General features: G+C 61.5%; 25 protein-coding genes and 1 tRNA gene. 10 read left to right on the top strand and 16 right to left on the bottom strand.

Features of this window, described 5'->3' with window-relative positions; genetic code table 11:
* Positions 1-99 precede the first annotated feature (99 nt).
* The 3 genes from P9A16_RS25635 to P9A16_RS25625 form a co-directional block, all read right to left on the bottom strand.
* Positions 100-864 (bottom strand): PopZ family protein, encoded by a 765-nt coding sequence (locus tag P9A16_RS25635; RefSeq protein ID WP_024270457.1) that lies wholly within the window; start codon positions 862-864, stop codon positions 100-102.
* Positions 865-1075: 211 nt separating this feature from the next.
* Positions 1076-2473 carry a TolC family outer membrane protein gene (locus tag P9A16_RS25630; RefSeq protein WP_023514824.1) on the bottom strand — a complete coding sequence of 466 codons (1398 nt, stop codon included), beginning with the start codon at positions 2471-2473 and terminating at the stop codon, positions 1076-1078.
* A 258-nt stretch (positions 2474-2731) separates the two neighbouring features.
* Positions 2732-3382 carry a protein-L-isoaspartate O-methyltransferase family protein gene (locus P9A16_RS25625; RefSeq protein WP_156031955.1) on the bottom strand — a complete coding sequence of 217 codons (651 nt, stop codon included), beginning with the start codon at positions 3380-3382 and terminating at the stop codon, positions 2732-2734.
* Between the two features lie 310 nt (positions 3383-3692).
* On the opposite strand from P9A16_RS25625, the gene exbB reads away from it, so the two are divergent.
* The 8 genes from exbB to P9A16_RS25580 all read left to right on the top strand — a co-directional run bounded on the left by exbB (position 3693) and on the right by P9A16_RS25580 (position 8382).
* Positions 3693-4769, top strand: a complete 1077-nt coding sequence (exbB, locus tag P9A16_RS25620) for a tonB-system energizer ExbB (protein WP_051758630.1) — start codon at positions 3693-3695, stop codon at positions 4767-4769.
* A gap of 4 nt (positions 4770-4773) precedes the next feature.
* Positions 4774-5211, top strand: coding sequence for a TonB system transport protein ExbD (gene exbD / locus P9A16_RS25615; protein WP_024270455.1), 438 nt, complete (start codon positions 4774-4776; stop codon positions 5209-5211).
* A gap of 213 nt (positions 5212-5424) precedes the next feature.
* A tRNA-Cys gene (locus P9A16_RS25610) sits at positions 5425-5498 on the top strand.
* Positions 5499-6407: 909 nt separating this feature from the next.
* On the top strand, positions 6408-6746 hold the full coding sequence (locus P9A16_RS25600) for a hypothetical protein (RefSeq protein ID WP_278026032.1): 339 nt from the start codon (positions 6408-6410) through the stop codon (positions 6744-6746).
* A gap of 4 nt (positions 6747-6750) precedes the next feature.
* The gene (locus P9A16_RS25595) at positions 6751-6969 is read left to right on the top strand and encodes a hypothetical protein (protein WP_024270650.1); all 219 of its coding nucleotides are present in this window, start codon (positions 6751-6753) and stop codon (positions 6967-6969) included.
* A 37-nt stretch (positions 6970-7006) separates the two neighbouring features.
* Positions 7007-7258 (top strand): hypothetical protein, encoded by a 252-nt coding sequence (locus P9A16_RS25590; RefSeq protein WP_050747042.1) that lies wholly within the window; start codon positions 7007-7009, stop codon positions 7256-7258.
* 108 nt (positions 7259-7366) lie between these two features.
* Positions 7367-8035 (top strand): SOS response-associated peptidase, encoded by a 669-nt coding sequence (locus P9A16_RS25585; RefSeq protein WP_130516189.1) that lies wholly within the window; start codon positions 7367-7369, stop codon positions 8033-8035.
* Between the two features lie 98 nt (positions 8036-8133).
* Complete coding sequence (locus tag P9A16_RS25580; RefSeq protein ID WP_130516192.1) at positions 8134-8382, top strand: DUF982 domain-containing protein; 249 nt, start codon at positions 8134-8136, stop codon at positions 8380-8382.
* Between the two features lie 87 nt (positions 8383-8469).
* On the opposite strand, the gene P9A16_RS25575 is transcribed toward P9A16_RS25580, so the two are convergent.
* From P9A16_RS25575 to P9A16_RS25555, 5 genes are all read right to left on the bottom strand, one after another.
* The gene (locus P9A16_RS25575; RefSeq protein WP_278026031.1) at positions 8470-9207 is read right to left on the bottom strand and encodes a hypothetical protein; all 738 of its coding nucleotides are present in this window, start codon (positions 9205-9207) and stop codon (positions 8470-8472) included.
* 106 nt (positions 9208-9313) lie between these two features.
* Positions 9314-9637, bottom strand: coding sequence for a hypothetical protein (locus P9A16_RS25570; RefSeq protein WP_130516240.1), 324 nt, complete (start codon positions 9635-9637; stop codon positions 9314-9316).
* Entirely contained in the window at positions 9634-10017 is a 384-nt protein-coding gene (locus tag P9A16_RS25565) for a hypothetical protein (protein ID WP_278026030.1), read from the bottom strand. The genes P9A16_RS25570 and P9A16_RS25565 overlap by 4 nt, the downstream gene beginning before the upstream one ends.
* Positions 10014-10205: a hypothetical protein gene (locus P9A16_RS25560; protein WP_272789298.1), complete on the bottom strand. Its 192-nt coding sequence runs from the start codon at positions 10203-10205 to the stop codon at positions 10014-10016. Before P9A16_RS25560 ends, P9A16_RS25565 begins: the two co-directional genes overlap by 4 nt.
* 2 nt (positions 10206-10207) lie before the next feature.
* Complete coding sequence (locus tag P9A16_RS25555; RefSeq protein ID WP_278026029.1) at positions 10208-11026, bottom strand: glycoside hydrolase family 19 protein; 819 nt, start codon at positions 11024-11026, stop codon at positions 10208-10210.
* Between the two features lie 145 nt (positions 11027-11171).
* Between P9A16_RS25555 and P9A16_RS25550 the strand changes: the two genes are divergently transcribed.
* Complete coding sequence (locus P9A16_RS25550; protein WP_278026028.1) at positions 11172-11933, top strand: M10 family metallopeptidase C-terminal domain-containing protein; 762 nt, start codon at positions 11172-11174, stop codon at positions 11931-11933.
* Positions 11934-12173: 240 nt separating this feature from the next.
* Here P9A16_RS25550 and P9A16_RS25545 read toward each other — a convergent pair whose 3' ends face one another.
* Complete coding sequence (locus tag P9A16_RS25545; protein WP_278026027.1) at positions 12174-12302, bottom strand: hypothetical protein; 129 nt, start codon at positions 12300-12302, stop codon at positions 12174-12176.
* A gap of 238 nt (positions 12303-12540) precedes the next feature.
* Here P9A16_RS25545 and P9A16_RS25540 point away from each other — a divergent pair, with 238 nt between their 5' ends.
* A complete protein-coding gene (locus P9A16_RS25540) occupies positions 12541-13155 on the top strand; it encodes a hypothetical protein (protein WP_272789296.1) in 615 nt (204 codons plus the stop codon).
* Between the two features lie 442 nt (positions 13156-13597).
* On the opposite strand, the gene P9A16_RS25535 is transcribed toward P9A16_RS25540, so the two are convergent.
* The 7 genes from P9A16_RS25535 to P9A16_RS25505 are packed head-to-tail and all read right to left on the bottom strand — an operon-like array spanning position 13598 to position 20432.
* The gene (locus P9A16_RS25535; protein WP_278026026.1) at positions 13598-14206 is read right to left on the bottom strand and encodes a DUF4376 domain-containing protein; all 609 of its coding nucleotides are present in this window, start codon (positions 14204-14206) and stop codon (positions 13598-13600) included.
* 28 nt (positions 14207-14234) lie between these two features.
* Positions 14235-15401, bottom strand: a complete 1167-nt coding sequence (locus P9A16_RS25530) for a hypothetical protein (RefSeq protein ID WP_278026025.1) — start codon at positions 15399-15401, stop codon at positions 14235-14237.
* Positions 15401-15934 (bottom strand): hypothetical protein, encoded by a 534-nt coding sequence (locus tag P9A16_RS25525; protein WP_278026024.1) that lies wholly within the window; start codon positions 15932-15934, stop codon positions 15401-15403. Before P9A16_RS25525 ends, P9A16_RS25530 begins: the two co-directional genes overlap by 1 nt.
* Before the next feature lie 13 nt (positions 15935-15947).
* Positions 15948-16388 carry a hypothetical protein gene (locus tag P9A16_RS25520; protein WP_050742969.1) on the bottom strand — a complete coding sequence of 147 codons (441 nt, stop codon included), beginning with the start codon at positions 16386-16388 and terminating at the stop codon, positions 15948-15950.
* A 17-nt stretch (positions 16389-16405) separates the two neighbouring features.
* The gene (locus P9A16_RS25515; RefSeq protein ID WP_278026023.1) at positions 16406-17596 is read right to left on the bottom strand and encodes a hypothetical protein; all 1191 of its coding nucleotides are present in this window, start codon (positions 17594-17596) and stop codon (positions 16406-16408) included.
* A 3-nt stretch (positions 17597-17599) separates the two neighbouring features.
* On the bottom strand, positions 17600-18889 hold the full coding sequence (locus P9A16_RS25510; protein WP_278026022.1) for a hypothetical protein: 1290 nt from the start codon (positions 18887-18889) through the stop codon (positions 17600-17602).
* 1 nt (position 18890) lies between these two features.
* A complete protein-coding gene (locus P9A16_RS25505; RefSeq protein ID WP_278026021.1) occupies positions 18891-20432 on the bottom strand; it encodes a hypothetical protein in 1542 nt (513 codons plus the stop codon).
* Between the last annotated feature and the right edge of the window lie 244 nt (positions 20433-20676).

The following is a 20676-nucleotide window of genomic DNA, read 5'->3' as shown; positions in this document are numbered from 1 at the left end:
ACCGGATGGCCGGGGCGAAGTCAACAATATCAGAAGAAAAGCCGCCCCGGAGGCTCCGGCGCGGCTTAAACCAATCTTTTGGAGATTTGGTGGCGTCGGTCAGCGGCGCGGGCCGCGCGCCACCCGTTCGATCTCCTCGCGCACCAGCCGCTCGACGAGCGTCGGCAGGTTGTCGTCCAGCCATTCCTGCAGCATTGGGCGCAGCATCTCCTCGGCGATCTCGTCGAAGGAGCGGCGCGGGCCGGCGTCGAGCGCCTGCGCCAGCGCGCCAAAGGACTGGGCCACGCGCGCGCCGACATCGGGCGAAACGATCGCGGCAACGTCCCGGCCGGCAGCAGCCGGCTCGGCAGCGCGCTCCTCGACGGCCAAATCGACCGCAGGCGCCGCCACCACATCGGCGACAGGTTCGGCCTTTGCGACGGCTTCGAAGGCCGGCGCGACACGCCCGGCATTGGCGGCCATGCGCGTGGTCACGATCGGGTTTTCCTCCCGCACCGGCGCCGCTACCGGCTCGACGGAAACGGGCTCCGGCATCTCACGGCTGGCAACATGACGCTCGGAGGCCGCACGAACCCGGGCGGCGACATCGGCAAGCGACAGGGCCGGCTGGCCACCCTGCATCAGCTCGGCACGCGGCAACGGCTGAACAGCGGCGGCATGCCGTTCTTCGGCATGGAACTGCTCGACCACAACAGGATGATCGAGCAAGGCGCGATCCTCGCTCCCGGTCGTAATGTCGAAGCCGCCATCGTCCTCGGCATCGGCCGCAAGGTCCGGCATGGCTTCGTTGTTCTCGATGATCTTGCGAATGGACGCCAGGATTTCATCCATGGACGGTTCACGCGCGACATTTGGCTGAGCCATTTCTATCCCCGTTCTCTGCGGCGTCCCTGGCCAGCCGCTACGGGACGTGCCGGACATCACGAAAACCCTAGGCGAGTTCGATGGCGAACTAAATCGCCGCGAATCATGTGTTCCAAGTGATGCACAGATTTGTTTGCCCTGCCAAGGGCAAGACGCGCGACCGCATCCCGCGCAGTCGCAGGAGAGCCCGTTTCGTCGTAAAGGGGAGGACTTACTTGCCGTCGACCGTTCTCAGGCCGAACCACTTGTCCTTGACGGCTTCGTAGTGCACCTCGGCGCGGTATTCGGCGACCTCCAGCCCCTGGCTGCGCACCGTCAGGCTGCCCGTGGCAGCCAGCAGCGAATAGCTCGCGACGACGGCATTGCGCTGCACGGCGGCAAGGTCTTCCTGAGCTTCAAGCACGTTCTGCTGGGCATTCAGCACGTCCAGCGTCGTGCGCTGGCCGACATTGCGCTCCTCGACGACACCGTTCAATGCCTGGTTGGCCGCGTCGATCTGCACCCGGATGGCCGTGATGGAGGCATTTGCCGCCTCATATTGCGCATGCGCCGAGGCGATCGTGCGCTGGACCTCCATGCGCGCGGAATCGACCTGCAGCTGGCTTTCCCCAAGCCGCTCCTTCGCCTGGCGGATCTGGCCGTATTCGGCACCGCCCTGATAGATCGGAACGGTAAGGCGGGCCGATACAGTGCCCTGAAGACTGTCGCCCGGGCCGTCCACCGTATTGACCGACTTGTAGACGCTGCCCTGCAGGGAGACGCCGGGCAACATGGCGCCTTCGGCCTCCTTCACATTGAAGCCGGCGGCATCGACGCCGCGCATCGCCGCGATGATGTTCGGGTTTTCGCGCATGCCCGTCGCCACAGCATTGTCCAGCGAGTTCGGCATGGCCTTCTTGGCTGCTGAGGGCTGCTTGATGCCTTTTGGCGTCTCGCCGACGATCTGGACATAGGCCGCTTCGCTCTGCTTGAGCGAGGAGACGGCGGCGGTAAGCTCCGCCTTGGCGGAGGCAAGCTCGGCCTCGGACAGGCTGACGTCCGTGCGCGTGCCCTCGCCCACGTTCAGGCGCGCATTCGCGGCAGCGACCTGCTCCTTGAGAAAGGCGATGTTCTGCTTGCGGATCGACACGATCTGCTGGTCGCGGGCAATGTTCGAATAGGCTTCGACCGCGGCGAGAAGGATGGAGATTTCCTGGGCGCGCAGCGACTCGCGGTTCGCCAGGACGTTCGCCTCCGCTGCCCGGACACGGTTGAGCGTCTGAAAGCCGTCGAAAACCTGCTGGCTGATCGTGATACCGTAACTGGAAGCGACGTAGTCCGTCTGGCGGCCGGCCTGCCCGAGGAGACCGCGAGGCGGCCGGACATCGAGGTTCGTGCGGGTCCCTTCGACTTCAGCCACCCCCCTTACTTGCGGCCGCATGCCGGCCTTGGCAATCGTGACGTTCTCGTCAATGGCGCGCAGGGCGGCGCGGGCGGCGTTGAGGTCGGGGTTGTTCTCGTAGGCCTTGGCCATGGCGCCGGCCAGTGTTTCGGCAAGCGCTGCCTGCGGCAGGGCGTTGACGGCAGTGGCGAGCGCGAGCGCAAGGGCAGTTCGACGAAGAAGGGACACAGTACGAAACTCCGATCCTGGCCAGCCCGTCGCGGGAGCCGCCTTTACACACTTCTCACCGACACGAAGGCCTGGTGCATTTCATCCGGCATCGGTGGCCGGTCGCGGACAGCTCCGCCTCGCCCGCGATAATGCCTCTTCGCTCATTCGGGAACAGTCGTCAGGTCCTTCAGGAAGGATTTGGTAACGACAATAGGACAGGCCCGTTGCGAAAGTGCAACAAACGGGCCTGTCGAAACGGCGCATATCCGCGCTGGCTCAGAAGACGAATTCCTTCGCCTTGCGGAAGCCCGGAAGCGGCTTGACGGCGGTATTGAAGACGTTGCGTTCGGAGACGCGGCCGCCCTCCTTGATATAGAGACGCGCCTGCGAGGCATTGCCGTAACCCTCGACGACGACGAGGCGTCCGCCATCGCGCAGCTGGGCGAAAAGCGCCTCCGGAACGAACTCGACCGCGCCATGCACGAAGATCACCTCGTAGGGCGCTTCCGGCGCGTAACCGGTCTCAAGGTCGCCGGTGACGACGGCGACATTGTCATAACCGAGGCGGGCGAGCGTTTCCGTCGCACTCGCAGCCAGCGCCGCGTCGCTTTCCAGCGCCACGACGGAGCTGCCGAGAAGCGAGAGCACGGCCGAGGCGTAGCCCGTGCCGCAACCGACCTCCAGCACGACATCGCTGCTGGCGATCTCGGCCAGCTGGATCAGCTTGGCGAGCGGCGACGGCTCCATCAGGTAGCGGCCGGGGGCAATCTGGATATCGTCGTCGATATAGGCGAGCGGCTTGACGGCCGCGGGCACGAATTCTTCGCGCGCGACGGTCAGGAAGGCGTCGAGCACCTCATGCGCCGTGACGTCCGTCGTACGGATCTGGTTGTCCACCATCTTCGTGCGCGCTGCTTTGTAGTCAATCATCTCTAGCCCTGTGAGTAAGCGGCAGACCGCGGCACGAAGGCCCGGTTGCGATGCCGGATGCGTCGCAATTCTCTTAGAGCGGTTTCGGGCCGGGTGTCCATAGGCGGCGATCGTCTGCGCGCAAAAACCGCGCCGTTGCGGTTCCGTCCCGCCCACACCGAGGATTTTCCGCAGTTTATCATGAATAAATTACTCAACATATTATTGCCTGCCCCCTCCATAATGTCGTATTGAGCAGTCAGGTTTTTGCGGCGCCTGGCGTCCGCACCGCGCCCGTTTATCGGACGGGCACCGTATAAATTGAGACATGCAAGAGGAATACGCCGTGCTGAAACGGTCTCGACTGCTATTCGCGATCATCCTGATGGCGCTCGCCACCCCGCCGGCCGCCCTGGCCCAGACCCAGGAAACCCAGAGCCAGACGCAGGGTACTTCTGCGCAGACGGACAGCCAGCCGGAAGCCGGACAATCCGGCGGCGCGGCGACGGGCGGCACCGCCGCGACGACGACCACAGACACGACATCGCGGCCCGTGACAGGCGACACCGTGAACACGCCGGCCGTGACGGCCGATGCAGACCAGGAAGCCGCCGGCGAAGAGGCGACCGATCTCGACATCGTCGATGACGGCGGCGAACGGCAGGCCGGCCTGCCGCACGACCTTTCCCCCTGGGGCATGTTCATGGCGGCCGATATCGTTGTCAAGGGCGTGATGATCGGCCTTGCCTTCGCCTCCATCGTCACCTGGGCCGTGCTTCTTGCCAAGCTCGTCGAGCTGGCCGCGGCCCAGCGCTCGGCCAGCCGCGCCGTCCGGCAGCTCACGGTCGCCCGTGGCCTTGAGGACGGCGAGCAGGCGCTCGGCCGCAACCGCGGCACCGTCGCCCGCATGACGCGCGCCGCTCGCGAGGAAATGGAAGCCTCGGAGGCCGTGCTCGACCACGTTTCCGATGGCGGCGTGAAGGAGCGCATCTCCTCGCGCCTCACCCGCATGGAAGTCCATGCCGGCCGCCGCATCGCCAAGGGAACGGGCCTCCTGGCCACCATCGGCTCGACGGCCCCCTTCGTCGGCCTGTTCGGCACCGTCTGGGGCATCATGAACTCCTTCATCGGCATCTCGAAGGCCCAGACCACGAACCTTGCCATCGTCGCGCCCGGCATCGCCGAAGCGCTGCTGGCGACCGCCATCGGCCTCGTCGCCGCCATTCCCGCTGTTGTGATCTACAATTTCCTCGCCCGCGCGATCACCGGCTACCGCCAGAACCTCGCCGATGCCTCGGCCGCCATCGAGCGGCTGGCCAGCCGCGACCTCGACGTGCGCCGCTCGCTGCGCCAAGGCGCGCAGCGCAGTGAACGGGGCCCCGGCTCCGTCGTGAAGATCGGGTGAGGCCATGGCGAGCAAGATCAAGGAAGGCGGCGGCGACGACCTCGAGGAGAACAGCGAAATCAACGTGACGCCGTTCATCGACGTCATGCTGGTTCTGCTCATCATCTTCATGGTGGCCGCGCCGCTCGCCACCGTCGATATCAATGTCGACCTGCCCTCCTCCGTCGCACAGCCGACGCCGCGCGAGGACAAGCCGGTCTTCATGACGCTGAAGAAGGACCTGACGGTCTCGATCGGCAATGGCGAGATCGCCCGCGACAGTTTCGGCCCGGAACTCGACGCCGTGACGGAAGGCAACAAGGATGCCCGCATCCTGCTGCGCGCCGACAAGGCCGTCGACTATGGCAATGTGATGGATGTGATGAACCTCCTGCGCGCGGCGGGATACGGCAAGATCGCCCTTGTCGGCCTTGAAGGCGGCGCCCCGGCGCAGCAGCAATAGAATATGGGGCGCGCCCTCGGGCGCGCCGTCCCGGACCTGCGGTCATCGGCCACCGTCTGTTCGGCCTCCGGCAAAGCTGCGACAAAAACGCCGTCAAATGCTTCGTACACATCCGTCAGGATGAAAAAAACGGCATGTTCGGAATAAGCCCCTTGCGCCCTTTCTCAATTCGTTCTAAACGCCCGGCACCACACGCTTTATAGCAAAACGGATGGCCTCGTGGCGGAGTGGTGACGCAGAGGACTGCAAATCCTTGCACCCGAGTTCGATTCTCGGCGAGGCCTCCACCCCCTTCAAACCATCACCGTAATGGATTGAAAATACGAATGTATTTTCTCGGTGTGGCAATATGGGCTTGAACCGTTCCGCCACACCAGAATCAGGTGTGGCAGCAGGTTCTCGAAATTTTCCCGGCCTCTCCACTCTCGAGCGCTTTCACGCTTCAGCGCCAAAGTTCTTCATCCAGGCGTTCGGTTGGATGGGACAAAAGATATTGCTGGGCGACGACCAGACAAACCACACGCCCCGATGATTCTAGGATTATCTTCACAGCCCGCTTGACTCAAATCCTAGCAGGAACATATTGAGAACAAGCCGGCGATGCGGCCGCTATCTGACAACCAAATCTGATGCCTGCTGTGGCACAAGACACAGGAGAACGACGACGTGCGCCCGCTCGAAAAACAACCTGAAACCTCCAACGAAATCGATGAAGCTCTATCCTGGCACGACGGTGATGCTCGCGCTGCAATAGCTACCCTGCTGGCTGACTGCGCCTACCTGCGCTGGCAGTTGGAGCTTGCCGACCGAGCGATGGGCGCTGGGTTCACACGCGGTTGGCGCCCTCACGCCGAGCGGGAGTAACGGCGGCTAAGCCATGCGCCACCGCCGCGGCATTGATATCTCCGCCGGTAACCCAATGGACCCCGCCACGCTAACCGGCGTGAACGTCTACGTAAACAGCCGCCAGCACTCTGTCGCCCTTCAGGATATTCCGGAATGGTACGAGCTCGGCGCTCGCTGCCCGCGGTGTAAGCACGCCGGATACCTTGATCGATGGGATCTGGCGCGCCGCTTTGGCCGGAAGCGCATGATTATCACGCTCGAGCCGAAACTTCGCTGCACTCGATGCGGAAATCGAGAAGCGAACGACTTCGTTCTGGCCAAAATCCACCGAAACGCTTGAGGAGAGAACGATGAGCTATCGCAAGGGAGAGCTGACGACCGCGGGCATCAATGAGGGTTGGCCACACCAAATTGCGCGGCTTTCCTCGCTGGGCACCATGAAACAAGCCGACGTTATAGCGGCATTTTGCGCCAATCTCTCGCTGTGCCCGAGAGGCCATACCGTGGTTTGGGAGGGTGAATGGCACCGCGTCTACTGCTTCGCCAAGCGAGAGGACGCCGAGGCTTTCCTTGAGCGATTCGGTGGTGAGTGGTTCGACCCCCGCGATAAGGGTTCCGGGCACTACTGGCACTTCTGGTACAAGGGCCGGGCGGCGGCCAGGGAAGCGAAAAAACGGGCGAGGAGATGACGGCATGTCGAGACTCGCCTACACCGACGGCATGGCCGATGACCGTACCGACACCCGACCCCATACGCCCGATGAACACTATTGCGAGCACGCCGGCTGCAATGCTTGGGGCGGGCTCGGCTATTCAGCCGGCACGAACACCGCTCCACGGTGGTGGTGCGCAGCTCACTATCCGTATTGGCCGGACGAGATACGCGCGAAGTTCCAGGCCTTGCCCGCATAACGCGACCGCCCTATCCTCTCTACTGGGAGGATAGCCTATGGCAATCTCTGGTCCAAAGCGCAGCGGTGACTATCCGGACCGCCTCGTCGGCTGTGAGCAAGCGATTGAGGCTGAGTTGCAAGCCCTGATCGCAAGGGCGATGGATGCCGGCTGGGACGAGATGGAGGCCTGCAGCGCAATCTCATCGCTTGCTGATCATCATGTCCTTGGATTGCTGGCCAACGCTGAAACCGACCGGCGGATATCCGCGGCCGATTCAAGCGGCATCTTCCTACGGGCGCAACGCTGATGCGGCTTTTCTTCGGCTACCTCTGGCTGGGCATTCTCCTCCTCTGCGCCATCGCAGGCCTGTTCTCCCCTCTCATCCGGTATTTTTTCGCAAGTTGAGGATGCGCTGATGTGCGGACGCTTTACGCAAATGATGTCGTGGCGCGAGCTCGTTGCTCTCTACCGCCTCACAGACAAATTTCTGATCCGAAACACCGAGGCGCGGTTCAATATCGCCCCCACACAAACCGTACCGTTTATCCGGATGGACGATGAGGGCAACCAGATTGTCGATGACGGCCGGTGGTGGCTCGTGCCTCATTGGGCCAAGGAGATGCCCAAAGCCGCGATGTTCAACGCGAGGATCGAGACCGTTGATACCTCGCCGGCATTTCGGGACGCATTCAAGACGCGGCGGTGCCTCATTCCTGCAGATGGCTTCTATGAGTGGACCAAGGCCGAGGACGGCGGCAAGGATCCGTGGCTTATTCAGATGCCGGGCGAGAGGCCGATCGCCTTCGCCGGCCTGTGGGCTCACAACAGCAAGCTCGACGTCACGAGCTGCACCATCATCACCGCGCCGTCGATAGCGCCCATCAGTCAGATCCACGACAGGATGCCAGTCATCCTTGACCCGGAGGTTTTCGAGGGGTGGCTTAACCCGGCCACTCCGAAGGAAAACCTGAAGGGCATCCTGGCGCACCACCTCGACGGCCAAATGCAGATGCACCGGGTCAGCCGAGACATCAACAGCTCCAGGTTTACGGGACGCCCGGCGCCGATTATAAATTCCCTTTAGGGGAACAACATCTCCGGCTTTGCGTTTCCCAGCGCGTTCACTCTATCTTTTCCACCTGCCCCGCTCCGGCGGGGCCTTTGTTTTGCGTGGAGGAAAACATGGACAGGGGGGAATGGAGCCTCCCAGTCACCTTCGAAACCGAGAGGCTTGGAGCTTATCTGACGATATCGTCGACGGCGGAGGCGGCGCGGGTGTTGCTCGAGCATTGGCCGTTGGATCGGGGCAAGGCTTTGAAGAGGGCGAAAGCCGCTTGCCTGCTGGTTCTCCAAGGGAAAGCAGATGCCGAGATTGCCCGAGAAGCATTTATGAAAGCTGCCGCGGAGGCTGACGTGTTTGTCAGGCCCTGAAACGAGAAAAGCCCCTCCATCCCCGAAGGGACAGAGGGGCGAAGGCTTCGGCAGCCGAATTTTCACGGATCCTGCCCGAGCTTCGAATTAGAACAGGAAGTCGGAATCAAGAAGAGACGCTTTGTCGAAGTCCTTAAGCACAATCTTTACGCCGTTGCCCGGGGTGATATGCACATCTTCGTCCACCTGCTTGACGTGCTTGCTCATAAGGTCCTCGAACCCTTTAAGGCCCTTTAGCCGAGTGAGATCCAAGACATCTTCACCGTTCCCGAAATCAACGACGACATCACTACCCGAGCTCTTGCGGAATAAGAAGACGTCGGCTCCATCACCACCGGTTAGTTTGTCCCGTCCCTTCCCACCATCAATAACGTCGTCCCCACCGCCACCGTCAACAACATCATTGCCGCCCAGGCCAAAGATTTTGTCAGCGCCGTCTCCGCCGAAAATCTTCTCTGCGAACTTGGTACCTGTCGTCGCACCGCCTTCGGCAAGAAGCAGGTCCAGCGCCGATTTAGCATTCCCGGACAAAATTGCGCCGTAAACATCGGTCGCAGATACTGAAAAATCGCTGAGCTCAATCACCTGCCTGCCCTGAAGAACAACCCTGACAGAGGTGATTTCACCCGCGGTCACTCCAGTTATCACGCCCTTCTCATCGGTCGTGTATTCCAAGCCCGTACCGCCGAACTCGATGTAGGTTTTCTTGCTTGAAAAAACAGTCAGATGATCAGCGTCGGCCTCGACCGACTTCACCTTCGAAAATTTGTCGAAGCCCTTTTTCAAGCCGTTCAAGAGAACGAGCTTCGTATTGACAACACCCATGGTAGACTCCACCGCAAAACCTTGCGTGAGGCTACAGCCGCCTGCTTTAACAAGAGCTAACCCAAACGGGACAAATTTAGCGACCGGAAACGAACGTTTTTATCGGCTACCCATTCTCCCCCTTGATGCGGCGAACCACCATCTCGAAGAGAGCGTCTGAAATCCACATCGCCGAAACCCCGATCAAGAATGCCGCTGCATGTTGCGCAGCGATTTCATCGGGCGGTAGCGGCCAGTTGACCACGCCGAGATAGTGCACCACCGGAGAGGTGAGATATCCGGCTGCAAGTGCGCCACATATCGGAGACGCCACAAGCTCGCGGACCTTGTACGAGCGGCGGGACAGGGCCCGCAGGATGCCACCAGACAGGCCGGCGAGTACCACGCTCATCTTGATGCCGAGCGCGTCGAAGATTTCGGGTGGCGTCATTTCGATTTCCACTTCGCAAGAATTTGCTCGCCGGTCTTAGCAAGGAAGAGTGAGCCGATGATTGCCCCGGCCCAGTCGTTCAGCGGGGCCGGCAATGCGGCAATTGTCCAGTCCTGCGGATAGGCGCACTTCGCGCACCACAGGACCGAATAGACGCAGACGGAGCCGAACCAGATGCCGAGTGGCGCGATGAAGAAGAGAGGGAACCACCAGCCCCGGCCGCCGAGGACTGCAGCCTGGGCGGTAATGTAGGTCTCGACGGCGCCCGCCTTGATGCGCTCCCGCTCGGTCTCGTTGTCGAGTTTGTGGTCGACTGTGTCGAGGATACGGTCGAGCGTGCCGCCGGTGAGCCAGCCGAAAAGCTTGGCGATCAGGCTCATGTGGCCCACCCGAGCCGCTTTGCCGCGGCATAGGCCATTTCGACCCCGGCCCCGAGCGCCAGGCCGACGAGCATGATCAAATCCGGGTCAGCGCCGATCTGGTTGCCGAGGTCAGCATCGAGGTATCCGGCCGTGACGAGAGCTGCAGCGAGATAGCGCAGCGCGATACGAGCAATGACGGCGGCCATGGCTAATTTCCTTTCAGGAGCTTGGCGAGGGCGGCGATGAGAGCCGAAAGCCAGTTGCCAGAGGGGACCGGGCCTTGCTCGATCTTGGCGGGCGGCTCCGTTCCGGCGGCGGGCGCGTCTGCGGCCGGGATATGCCGCGCTGGAGTGCGTTCAGCGCCGGGCAAAGCCGTTTTGGTGGCAGATTTGTATCCTGCAGCGACAAGCGCCCGCTCAAAGGCCACGGCATATCCGGCGATCTTCTCGGCCTTGTCCGTGCCGTTGATGATCCGGCGGGCGCCGACGTAGTCAGCCCGACCATCGGCGATGTAGTCGGACAGAGACCGGCCGGTGAAGCTGCCGAGTTCCATGCCGACGAAGAGGATCTGGACGGCAGTGGACAGCTCCAGCGCCTTCGACGGGTCCTTCACGAGATCTACGCCGATCAGCAAGCCGAGCTTGGCGTAATTGGCCTTGTGCGTGATCTGGACCAGGCCGCGGCCGAACCACGATTTGCCATCGGCATCCTTCCGCCAGTATGGCGTTCTGACGCTGCCGAGCTTCCCGGCCTTCCATGCCTCATCAAGGCTCCTGATGACCGTATCATCCGATGGATTGCGGTCCTTGCTGCTGGCATAGACCGTTTCCTTGACCGGCTGCATCTGGCCGCCGGTCTCGTGGTAGTCGGTGGCTAGGATGTAGGCGGCGTGCCTCAGGGGTGTCCCTCGCCGCTCCGCCTCGTTCAAGACAGCCTCGCAGCCGTCAACCTGACCCTGAGTAAGCGATGTGCCGAAGATGCCGGACGCGCGAGCGCGCGCCGACGCATAGAATGCGCTGCGGTTCATGGTGTTGTCCTCGTGGAGAATAAAAGCGCCGGCTAGCGGCTAGGTGCCGTCGCAAATATGGAAAACGACGGTGGGAGGGGTTACTGCTAGTCTCTCGACTTTTGCGTGAAAACGATGTTCCATCCACTCAACGCAGGAGAGGAACATGGCCAAACTTACCGTTCACAGCGACTACCGCATTGACATGCAGTTGCTGCAGTACACCAAGGTTTTCACGGGAGGTGGGTACTTCCTTACGCCATCCAGGCTTGCCTTGTCGTACTCCGATGGAGCTACCGAAATTTTCAAAGGCTTTGGATTCGGAACGGATTCGAGCGGCTGGCCGACAAAGGGGCATGTGCGATCGTATGCCCTCACCTTTGATGGTGACCGGGTTCTATCACTGGATGGAATTCGCCTCACGATGAAGGAAATCTTCAAGGCTGCGCTCACCGTCAGCCCCGTGGATGACCGCCGCCTTGTCGAGAAAATGTTCGGCGGGAACGACACCATAAAAGGTGGAGATCTGGATGAGGTCATTCGCGGGTATAAAGGCGATGACAAGATCACAGGTGGTATCGGAGCCGACAAGCTCTACGGCGGCGCCGGATCTGACACCTTCATATTCAAGTCTGTTGATGACTCCACGGTTGAATCCTTTGGCCGCGACAAGATTATGGACTTCCGCCCGTTCCAATCGGATCGGATCGACCTTCGCGCGATCGACGCCGACAGCACAAAGACCGGTAATCAGAAGTTCAAGTTCATCGGCGACGACGATTTCAACATGAAAGGCGGCGAGCTGCGCTACCAGAAGAAGGGCAGCGACACGCTTATCTTTGGCGACCTCGATGGAGACGGCAACGCTGACTTCTCTATAGCGCTCGACACAGCACTGATCATGAAATCTGGCGACTTCCTACTCTGATCGCTCAATAGAGCCCGACCCCGCCCCTATCGATGGCATCACGGAAGTCGTCGCTTTCATTGTAGGTGTCCCTGCCCCGTTCGTTGAGATCGTTGTAGCTGACACCCCTTCCCGTGCCGTATCCACCAGCTGGCGTGGCCGGGTACCTGCTTTGAGGCCTGCCCGTTATCATGTTGAATAGCGCCTGGAGTAGAGTTTCCCGCGGGCGTTCTGCGGCCGGCATGTTGCCCAGCTTGCTACCTAGAGCGCCAAGGGCGAGAGCGCCGACAGGATCGCCTCCACGCCCTCCACCTGGGCCTGAGAGATAGGCTTGCCGAAGATGCCGGACGCGCGAGCGCGCGCCGACGCATAGAATGCGCTGCGGTTCATGACGTTGCCCTTTTGGGTTTCAATCTACGCCCTGAATTAGCCCCAGGAAGGGCGGCATCAGCTGTGACGGGCATCAAAGGTCGGAAACTCAGCGATCAGCCTGTCTATCCCCCCGCGACTGGATGCTCAGCATGGAGTGTGCTGAAGGAGGAATATTGCATTTTGCTTGTAAACGTTGCTTCCTAGATCGATCAGGGCAATGCGCATCCAGCGCAGGCGATATCGAAACGAGTGCGACATGCTCAACATGCATTATACGAATGCTAGTTTCTACAGCCTCCCCAAGAGCCACCAAGCAGGTTTCGCGCCGGGGTCCTGGCGTGTAGTTCTCGTGCCCGCTGGCACAAAGCTGTTCAAGTTAAGTCAGTACGAGATAACGAGTAAGTGGGGGACAACACCATGGTGGAGCCCTGTCGACCCCTTCTTGGATGACAAATCGGGCATAAGAGCTGCCTATGAGAAAGCAAAAGCGGATAATCAAACGCTGGCGCAAGTTGTCCGCCATCTTTCATCCGTCTGCATAGATTGGAACGAGCTGACGAATTTTCAGCAGATCAGACTCCGCGTGGACGCAAAAGCGTTTTGGGGCACGTTTAATCCGATGCCAAAATTCTCCAATGCTCCCTGGCTTGTCGGAAATGAGAACCCAGATTCCATCGCGACCTTGAAAAAGGTCAAGAAGATGAACGAGATCGAGAAGAAGGATGGCCTCCGAGATAAGTCGGAAGTCAAAGGTGCCAAATCCTGGCAGCTCCATATCGCAAACATGAAGCCGGAGCACTTCGAAGTTCTGCCCGAAATCCCGAGCCATGAAACTGCAACGATCGGCATCGCGCTCGGTTTCGTCAGATAATAGATGTCGTTTGCGCCTCGGCGTCTCGTTCGCCATCACCACCATGACGATGAAGAGGCTTCGTTGTCAGGATTGCAGACGGCCAATTCGCTCGAAGGACAGCATCGTCGCGAGAATGCGGATGGTCTTGGTGGGCTGCAGCAGGTTCGGTGGAACAAAGTTGAGCGGTAGCGCGTATTTTGGACGCTCTCGGCCCGCTTATGCGGATACCCCCCGTCGAGAGCAAGCCGGGGCCTGGTAGTCTGGAGCATGCCAGGCCTCGGCGCCTATCGCTTCTGCGACAGATCTCAACCGCAGATCTCAACCGCGGGACATCATCGGGACGACCAAATTTGGTGCTGTTCAGCCGCCAACATTGGGCAGAAGATTGAGGGGCTGGCTGCACTTCCCGCCAGCATGAGACCCGGTTGAGCTCCCGGGGGCGTTCCCGGGTCTCGCAACTCTACGGCCAGTATACGTTGTCGGCGAAGTCCGCCGGAACCGGGTCCGCATCCTTGATCGCGCGTGCAGCAAAGATGTGCGCCGTCTTGTGCGCCATGGCTGCGAGGCCGAAGGCGTAGACGGTTTGAGCATCCATCGGGTTGAGGCTGTTGTCGGCAGCGATCCATGCAAAATCGCTGTCACCACCGTGCCACCGATAGTCACCCAGCAACGCGCCCTGCATCATGGCGCCGAGCGCCGCCGTTCCAGCACCCATGATGTTTTCGCGGTCTTCCGGCCGGGACTGATAGATCACACCAGCGAAAATGAAGCCCGCGGCGATGCGGCGATCACGCTCGGCATCCACCTGATCTTCGGTCGGGCGCGGAACATCAACCAGCGTGTTGACGTAACGGACCACGCCCTCAACACGCTGGACGGTCGTCGAGGCGATCCGCTTTCCATCAGGAACTGGGACAGCCGCAGCGATCATGTCGTCGCGCCAGAGGCCGATAGCCTCCAGATCGGCAGCCGACCAAAACTGCTCGATCTCCCGCTGATAGAGCACGCCATCGATAGGTTCTCCAGCCCAGACCGGAAACGGCCCAGGCGCTTCGCGATAAAGCGTCATGATGTCCTCGAAAGAGTTGGAGCGCCGGCTACGCGGCGATCAGGTTCGCGTGGAAGTCGGCGGCGGTCATGGTGTCCTGCACACGGAATTTTCCAGCGACGATGCGCTTTATGTTACCTGGCAAGAAGCCGCTCGGAGTTGCCCCACCTACGGCACCGATAGCGGGGTCATTCGTTGTGGCGGTGCTGGGAGGTGAAGCGGCAGTTGCTTCAATAACCCCGTCCACGGCCAGCTCCGCTTTCGCAGTCTGCTTGTCGAGCAACGCCGTCTTGTAGACGTTCAGCGTCGTGGACGTACTGTACAGGACCGAACTACCCGCGACAGCAAAAACCCTGTTTGCGGTATCTTGCCCTATACGGAACTGGCTGTCGGCACCCACGATATGGCGATTGGAGGTGGTTGGCTTGGCCCAAGACGACAAGAAACAATCTCCCGAGGGGAAGTCAAATCCAACAAGACTCAGGCAGTCATTCGAACCATCAAACAATACGTCGTTAGTCGCGCTCGCCCACGTCGGACGTGCAGTTGATGTCTGCGTCGCATGATTGCCGTCGATTTCCTTGATGCTGATATTGTCGACTTCGATATATTGCCCTCCCACGCCGGGGCCATACACAATAACATATTGCGTTGTCGAAGTAGCTTTGAAAAACCGCTTGTACGAACCGGGCGCGTTCCCGATGTTTCCGCTAGTGTATGTATTGCCCGACGCAGGGCCAGTGCCAATGTTGTAACCTGTGTAGTTCGAATGCGCGATTGGAATGTCAATCGACAGTTCGTACCAACGCCCAACGACGCACGTAAACGCCCTGCTTGCGCCGGGTGTGCTGTTCGTGGTCGCGGTTACGCGCATCCGCCCAGACTGCCAAGTGATGGTTCCGGACGCGCCGGCCAGGTTCCACCCGCTGACATCGGTGTCAAAACTCCCGTTTGCGACCAGCTCGGGTTGCGATGCCCGATATTCCGCAAGCGTCTTGCCGCCCCACTTGTGCTGGTCGAGTGCCAAGCCGACCCAATCGGCGTTGTTGACGACGGGAAACGTGCCATTTGCGTCGCTGAACAGCGTCGACTTGTCGGTCAGATCGATCATGATGCCGTCGGCGCCGCCAGCAAACAGGGCAGCGAGGTTCTTGAACGCGGGATCCTTCTTGCCGCCAGCCATCATCACACCCGCAGCGCTCAATCCCGGAAGCATCACGACACCTTCTTTCCCGCGAGCGCCAGCAACACTTTGCCATCGCCCAGCACAGTGCCAACAAGGACATTGCGGGCATTCGCCGAGGTATCCCAGGCTGGGACCGCCGCCTCTGGGGTCAGCCAATAGGTGGTATTGAGGGCAAGCGTCCGGCCGCCCGTCGCATCCTGCTTGATGTCGAGCACGACTGTCTGGCCTGGCTTGACGTTGCTGGTCGCGCCGAGCGTAATGTTGCCTGTTGCGATGCCGGAAACGAGACCGAGGAACGTCGCGAAGTCGAGCAATACCGTGCCGGTGACGTTGCCAAGGTCGACGGCGACAGCCGCACCCCACACATTGCTGGACGTGAGAACCTTCCCCGCCTCACCGCCTCGAATGCTCGCGTTGGATGCGGTGTCTTCGGACAGGAAGGCACTGTCGGCGATATCCTCCACGCGCCCGCGAACATCCGCTGGCGAAATCTCGCCGGAAACATTATCGGGCAGCGCGGTCGCCGCGTCTGCCTTGAGCTGCGCGCGCGTACGTACGGTCATGTCGATCCCTCCATCAAACCTTCAGGACGCGCCAGATGCCGTTTGACGACCAGCGGATCACGAAGGGAATGCCGTCGTCTGAGGACTTCGGCCCATCGAAGTTGATGAAGAACAGCGGCGCGTCATCGGGGTCGCTGTCATCGTAGACCACCGCGCCATAAGCAGGCCCGATCGGGCCACCGGTGGCGGTCACCTCGATATCGTCGGCATCGAGCATCGAGCCGCTGGTCTCGACGGTCGTAACAGTCGCATTGGCAATCGCTCTCCCGCCGGCCGTCCAGCCATTGCCCGAGACCTCGAAGGCCCCGGCATTGGTGACCTGCGTCAATTCCGTGTTGGCGGCCGTGAAGCTTGCGCCGTCGCTCAGAAGCATCACCTTGAGCGTGGCGAGATTGATGTTGCCGCCGTTGATGAGCGTCGCCGTGTGATTGTAGGGCTGGGTGGTAACTGCCATGGGATGATCCTTTCCGATCAGGAGAAACCGGCACTGAAGCCGGAGCCGAACGCGCCCATCGGCTGCGGCGGATAGAGAGCGAGAGCGAAGTCGCAGGACGGAACATCGATGGCCGCTCCGGTGACGATGTCGGCCGCGAAATCCGTGAACGTGAACTCGACGGCCGGAACGTCGATCTCGGTCGGGTTGCCCAGCACCGGCAGATAGGTGACGAACTGGAACGTGGTCGCCGGCACGTCGATCGCGGTTCCCGTCACCACATCAGGCGCGAATGCCGCAAAGGTGAAGATGCAGGCTGGAACATCAATGGCCGAGCCCGCAACGACGGCTGGCGCGAAGGCCGCAAACTGGAAGGTGACGGTCGGCACCACGACCGCATCTTCGACCACCGCCGCGGCCGCCACCCGCTCTTCGACACCGAAACCGAAATTGGAACGCCCGACCACCGCCTGGGAAAACGCGTCCAGTTGCGTGACGGTCGCGAAGAACCGCCGCGCCTGTGCATTCGTGCGGTCACCCGGCTCCGGTATGATGAAGACCTCGCGGTCGAAGCCGACGTAGCGCAGGAAGTCATAGACCGAGCCGAACGCTTCCGGGTCCGGCAGGTACTCGAACGCGCACTGCCACTGGCGCGGGCTGATGCGCCGCCATTGCACCGATTTACCGGATAGCGTGCTGGAGGAGAGCGTGTTGTTCCGAAACGAAAGCGTCGCGCCATAGGAATAGTTGAACGAAGGAGACAGGCCCTCGGCCAGAAACAGCCGGGAAACCTCGATCGATCCGGCTGGATTGAGCGGATCGTCAATCTCCACCAGCCAATAGCGCGCCGTCACCGGCTGATCGAACGCCGCCGACAGGATCGGCGCCCGCTCGTCGTCTCGCCATGTGTCACCGGCCTCGCCGCCATCGAGCCATTCGGTTAGGAACAGCGGTGCGCTATAGTCGCCATCCGCATAGGCGGAAACGCGCACGCGGCAGGTCGTCGTCGCATTCGGCAGCGCGAGAGCAAACCCGCGAACAGCCACGGCTCGCCGCATATCGACGCGGATAAGGGCGTCCGCCGCAAGCAGCGTGGCCGACCTGGCAACGCTCGAATATCTGTCGTTCTGGACGTTGCGGAGGGCGACATCGCCATCGGCGATCCAGCTCCCGCCGCTGAGAAGCGCCTTGTCGGAGGATGGACGAAAAAGAAAGACAGCGTCAGACATCGCTCACCCGCAATGATATGTGCATGCGACAAGGCGAACCTCGTCCGGATGGGTAAAGGTCACGTCCTCGCGCGCCTTGGCGACGGTGAAGGAATAGACGATCTCGTCGTCTTGCCGCTCAGCCTTGCCGCGCATCGACGACGTGATCAGCAGGTCGCCGGCCGCGATGTCGCCGCCCCGGCCGCAAACGTTGATCTGGCCCTCCCCTACCGAGTTCACGACCAGCCGGTCGTACTTGTGGCAGATGAGCCGCTCCATCAGCGTCGGAAGGCCGAAATCGTCGTCTCGCGGAAGGACGGCGAAATACCCGCCGAACTTTCGATCCTGCGCAACACGGCGGGAGACAACGCCAAGAGCGCCCTTCTGCGCGCGCTGATTGGCAACCTCCACTTCGGTGAGCGTGTCGTCGATGCCTCTGCGTAGCAGCACGCGAAGATCAACAACGATGTCACCCTCCACCAATGCGACATCCGGCCGGATCATGGCGTCGTGCTGCCCGGTAAAGGGACCATATCCCCCGTTCTGAGCATAAAATGCGTAACCGCCATTCGCTGAGGCTCGGCCGATGAAGGCAACGCCGCCGCTGGAATTGCCCGAGTTGCGGATGCGCGCGCCATCCCGGCCGGACCCTGTGCCGAGGTTGTCGACATCGAGGACGGCCGGGTTCAAGCCGCGCCCGGCTAGACGGGCAGCAGGACCGTTGCCGTCATTCTGAACGTTCATGACCGGCGCGGGGCCATAGTTGCCGTAGAACGATGCCACCGTATTGTCTGCGATGGCGCGGATTTGCGCTGTGGCGACCGATCCGGTTTGGTAGACCAGCAACGCATTCTGGTCGCTATTCATCTCGACACGAGCGCCAGAGGCAGCCGTGCGGATGAATGAGCCGGTGATGGTCACGCCGGTGATACTGCCCGCCGTGATGCTGCCTGCGTTGGCGCTGACATCCGAAAGGACGTTCGCACTCGGTGTCGTGCTGGTCGTCGTGCCGAGAATGCCGGCCGTCGGGCTTTCCGGGAACCACTCCCCGAGATTGCCCGAGGCATCGCGCGCCCGGATCCAGTAGCGCCGGGAGACCGACTTGCCGAGCCCGCCGCGCACATATTGCGCCCCGAAGATCTCGGCAACCTTAACCGCCGTATCCCGGTTGTTGGCCGTCGCCTCCCAGATCTCCACCTTATCGAGGCGCAGATACGGCAAGCAGCTTGCTTCGGTCACCGACCAGCCAAGAGCAATCTGCCCGACGCCGCCGGTGGCCGTCAGCCCGGAAACGGTAATCCCGCTATCCGCCATCTCAGCCCCAGACCGTCAGGGTGACAGTGTAATCGCGCAAGGTCTCCTCGCGGCCGATCACCACCATGTTGCGGCCCGCCTCGTATCCCCATCGCGGCAGGACGATCTTCACCGTCTTCCCGAGCTGGAAGGCGTCCGCATCGGCATGGTTCATCGCGAAGGACAGGATGTCCCGCCGCACGCTGTAGAGATCAAGCCAGCGATCCGCCTCCGCCTCTGCCGCCTCCTGGTCGACGATGAAGGTGGAGACCCGCATTTCGGGCGCGAGCAGATGCTTGACGCGGACCGCGTCGTTCTCGATCTTTTCCTCGCGCATCTCGGCAGCGAGAAACGCCCGCCGTGCCATCTCGACGCAGCCGCCGAGCTGGGCATCATCCTGAACCTGCCAGTTGCGGGCATATTCGAGCACGACGCGCCACGCCGGCAGGCCGCCGTCCGTATCCGTCGACGTGATGATGCCAAGGCTGTCCTTCAGCATGTCATCGTCGCTGATGGCGCCAACGGGCACGCCGGGCGTCAGCAAACGTCCAGCCTCGAAAGCACCGTCTGCGCCAGGAATGATCCACCCGCCGACCGACGCCAGCACATCACCCATGGCGGAAAGCCCGGCCGTCTGCGCGTCGAGCCAGATCCCGACCTCCATCTGCGCCGAGGCGTCCAGTGTGGTGAAGCTTGCGACGTTGACATTGCCGGAGCCGGCCAGGCCCATCTTGGCCAACATCCGCCGCACGACGGCGCCCGGATAGCGCGCCGCAGCGGTCGCCCCCTCCCGTACATCCGCTGTCACGACAAAGGCCGGCGAGCCGCCAAGCCGGAAGAGACCGAGGGCAAGACAGGTATCAAACCGTCCCGACCGGATCGTTGCCGCCTGCAACGCGGCGATGTTGGCATGGTTGACGCCGAGCGTGAGCGGCACGCCGCCGTCATAGACCGCGATCGACGACACCGCTCCGTCGTGCACCTGGTAGATCAGGTCAAAGGCATTGGCGAGAGCCGGCGGCACATTGAGGCAATGCCCGAAGCACAGCGGCTTGACGCTGTCTTTCAGGTCAAGATTGCCCTCGGCCGTCGGCCCGGCCGAAACCGTCGTGCCGGCGTAGACGGTCTCCTGTATCGGCTTGTCGATCGAACGGCGGCGATCATAGAAGCGCAGCCGAAAACCAAGCCAGGCATTGTCGGCGTCCAACCGCTCCACCGTGCCGCGAAGAACCGTGATCGCGCTGGAATACGGCGCCCGGCGCGACGACAGCCGCTTGACCAGTACGGTGCGCCCGTCGAAGCCATAGTCGATCCAACCATCAAGCTCGCCATTGGCGTTCGAAAGCTGGATCTCGCCATAGCTGACCTCGGATCGCCCGGTCGTGCGCGCCGGGCCGAACAGGTGGCGCACGAAGCTGCCCGGATCCGCTACCACGTCGAGATAGTGCGCATTCGCCGGATTGTCGCCAGGGCCGGTGTTGTAGCCGCAGGTGGCGACACGCAACACCTTCTCGGCATCGCCGACCCAGGCCGCGATTTCGATCAGGTATTCAGGGGCGTTCATAGCGTTACCTCCCGACCAGATTCGACTCTGGGTAGGCTTCGTGCTTCAGTGCTGATGGGGATGAGAGGCGATCAGCGCTTGAACGCCGCTTCGCGAGGCGTGCACGCGCCAGGAGGGGAAATGTCTGTTGGTTTCCACGCAGAACTGAGCCGGTTAGGCGCATAATTTCCATTGAGAATTGAGCCATGTGAACCTTCCCCCAACGCGGAGAGCGACGGGGGCAACGGAGTGATCCACATGGGAC

Source organism: Shinella sp. 838 (assembly GCF_029623935.1).
Taxonomy (GTDB): domain Bacteria; phylum Pseudomonadota; class Alphaproteobacteria; order Rhizobiales; family Rhizobiaceae; genus Shinella.
The sequence above is the reverse complement of the archived record's forward strand: the minus strand, read 5'-3'. Positions and strand labels throughout refer to the sequence as shown.

What these genes read in the sequence shown, in the direction of transcription:
- P9A16_RS25540 (WP_272789296.1), top strand. Translation starts at nt 12,541, where the DNA reads ATGCTCAACATGCATTATACGAATGCTAGTTTCTACAGCCTCCCCAAG.
- P9A16_RS25545 (WP_278026027.1), bottom strand. Translation starts at nt 12,302, where the DNA reads ATGAACCGCAGCGCATTCTATGCGTCGGCGCGCGCTCGCGCGTCCGGC.
- P9A16_RS25510 (WP_278026022.1), bottom strand. Translation starts at nt 18,889, where the DNA reads ATGGCGGATAGCGGGATTACCGTTTCCGGGCTGACGGCCACCGGCGGC.
- exbD (WP_024270455.1), top strand. Translation starts at nt 4,774, where the DNA reads ATGGCGAGCAAGATCAAGGAAGGCGGCGGCGACGACCTCGAGGAGAAC.
- P9A16_RS25535 (WP_278026026.1), bottom strand. Translation starts at nt 14,206, where the DNA reads ATGACGCTTTATCGCGAAGCGCCTGGGCCGTTTCCGGTCTGGGCTGGA.
- P9A16_RS25520 (WP_050742969.1), bottom strand. Translation starts at nt 16,388, where the DNA reads ATGGCAGTTACCACCCAGCCCTACAATCACACGGCGACGCTCATCAAC.
- P9A16_RS25515 (WP_278026023.1), bottom strand. Translation starts at nt 17,596, where the DNA reads ATGTCTGACGCTGTCTTTCTTTTTCGTCCATCCTCCGACAAGGCGCTT.
- P9A16_RS25590 (WP_050747042.1), top strand. Translation starts at nt 7,007, where the DNA reads ATGGCAATCTCTGGTCCAAAGCGCAGCGGTGACTATCCGGACCGCCTC.
- P9A16_RS25530 (WP_278026025.1), bottom strand. Translation starts at nt 15,401, where the DNA reads ATGCTTCCGGGATTGAGCGCTGCGGGTGTGATGATGGCTGGCGGCAAG.
- P9A16_RS25635 (WP_024270457.1), bottom strand. Translation starts at nt 864, where the DNA reads ATGGCTCAGCCAAATGTCGCGCGTGAACCGTCCATGGATGAAATCCTG.
- P9A16_RS25570 (WP_130516240.1), bottom strand. Translation starts at nt 9,637, where the DNA reads ATGACGCCACCCGAAATCTTCGACGCGCTCGGCATCAAGATGAGCGTG.
- P9A16_RS25595 (WP_024270650.1), top strand. Translation starts at nt 6,751, where the DNA reads ATGTCGAGACTCGCCTACACCGACGGCATGGCCGATGACCGTACCGAC.
- P9A16_RS25575 (WP_278026031.1), bottom strand. Translation starts at nt 9,207, where the DNA reads ATGGGTGTTGTCAATACGAAGCTCGTTCTCTTGAACGGCTTGAAAAAG.
- P9A16_RS25585 (WP_130516189.1), top strand. Translation starts at nt 7,367, where the DNA reads ATGTGCGGACGCTTTACGCAAATGATGTCGTGGCGCGAGCTCGTTGCT.
- P9A16_RS25600 (WP_278026032.1), top strand. Translation starts at nt 6,408, where the DNA reads ATGAGCTATCGCAAGGGAGAGCTGACGACCGCGGGCATCAATGAGGGT.
- P9A16_RS25565 (WP_278026030.1), bottom strand. Translation starts at nt 10,017, where the DNA reads ATGAGCCTGATCGCCAAGCTTTTCGGCTGGCTCACCGGCGGCACGCTC.
- P9A16_RS25525 (WP_278026024.1), bottom strand. Translation starts at nt 15,934, where the DNA reads ATGACCGTACGTACGCGCGCGCAGCTCAAGGCAGACGCGGCGACCGCG.
- exbB (WP_051758630.1), top strand. Translation starts at nt 3,693, where the DNA reads ATGCAAGAGGAATACGCCGTGCTGAAACGGTCTCGACTGCTATTCGCG.
- P9A16_RS25555 (WP_278026029.1), bottom strand. Translation starts at nt 11,026, where the DNA reads ATGAACCGCAGCGCATTCTATGCGTCGGCGCGCGCTCGCGCGTCCGGC.
- P9A16_RS25505 (WP_278026021.1), bottom strand. Translation starts at nt 20,432, where the DNA reads ATGAACGCCCCTGAATACCTGATCGAAATCGCGGCCTGGGTCGGCGAT.
- P9A16_RS25580 (WP_130516192.1), top strand. Translation starts at nt 8,134, where the DNA reads ATGGACAGGGGGGAATGGAGCCTCCCAGTCACCTTCGAAACCGAGAGG.
- P9A16_RS25560 (WP_272789298.1), bottom strand. Translation starts at nt 10,205, where the DNA reads ATGGCCGCCGTCATTGCTCGTATCGCGCTGCGCTATCTCGCTGCAGCT.
- P9A16_RS25550 (WP_278026028.1), top strand. Translation starts at nt 11,172, where the DNA reads ATGGCCAAACTTACCGTTCACAGCGACTACCGCATTGACATGCAGTTG.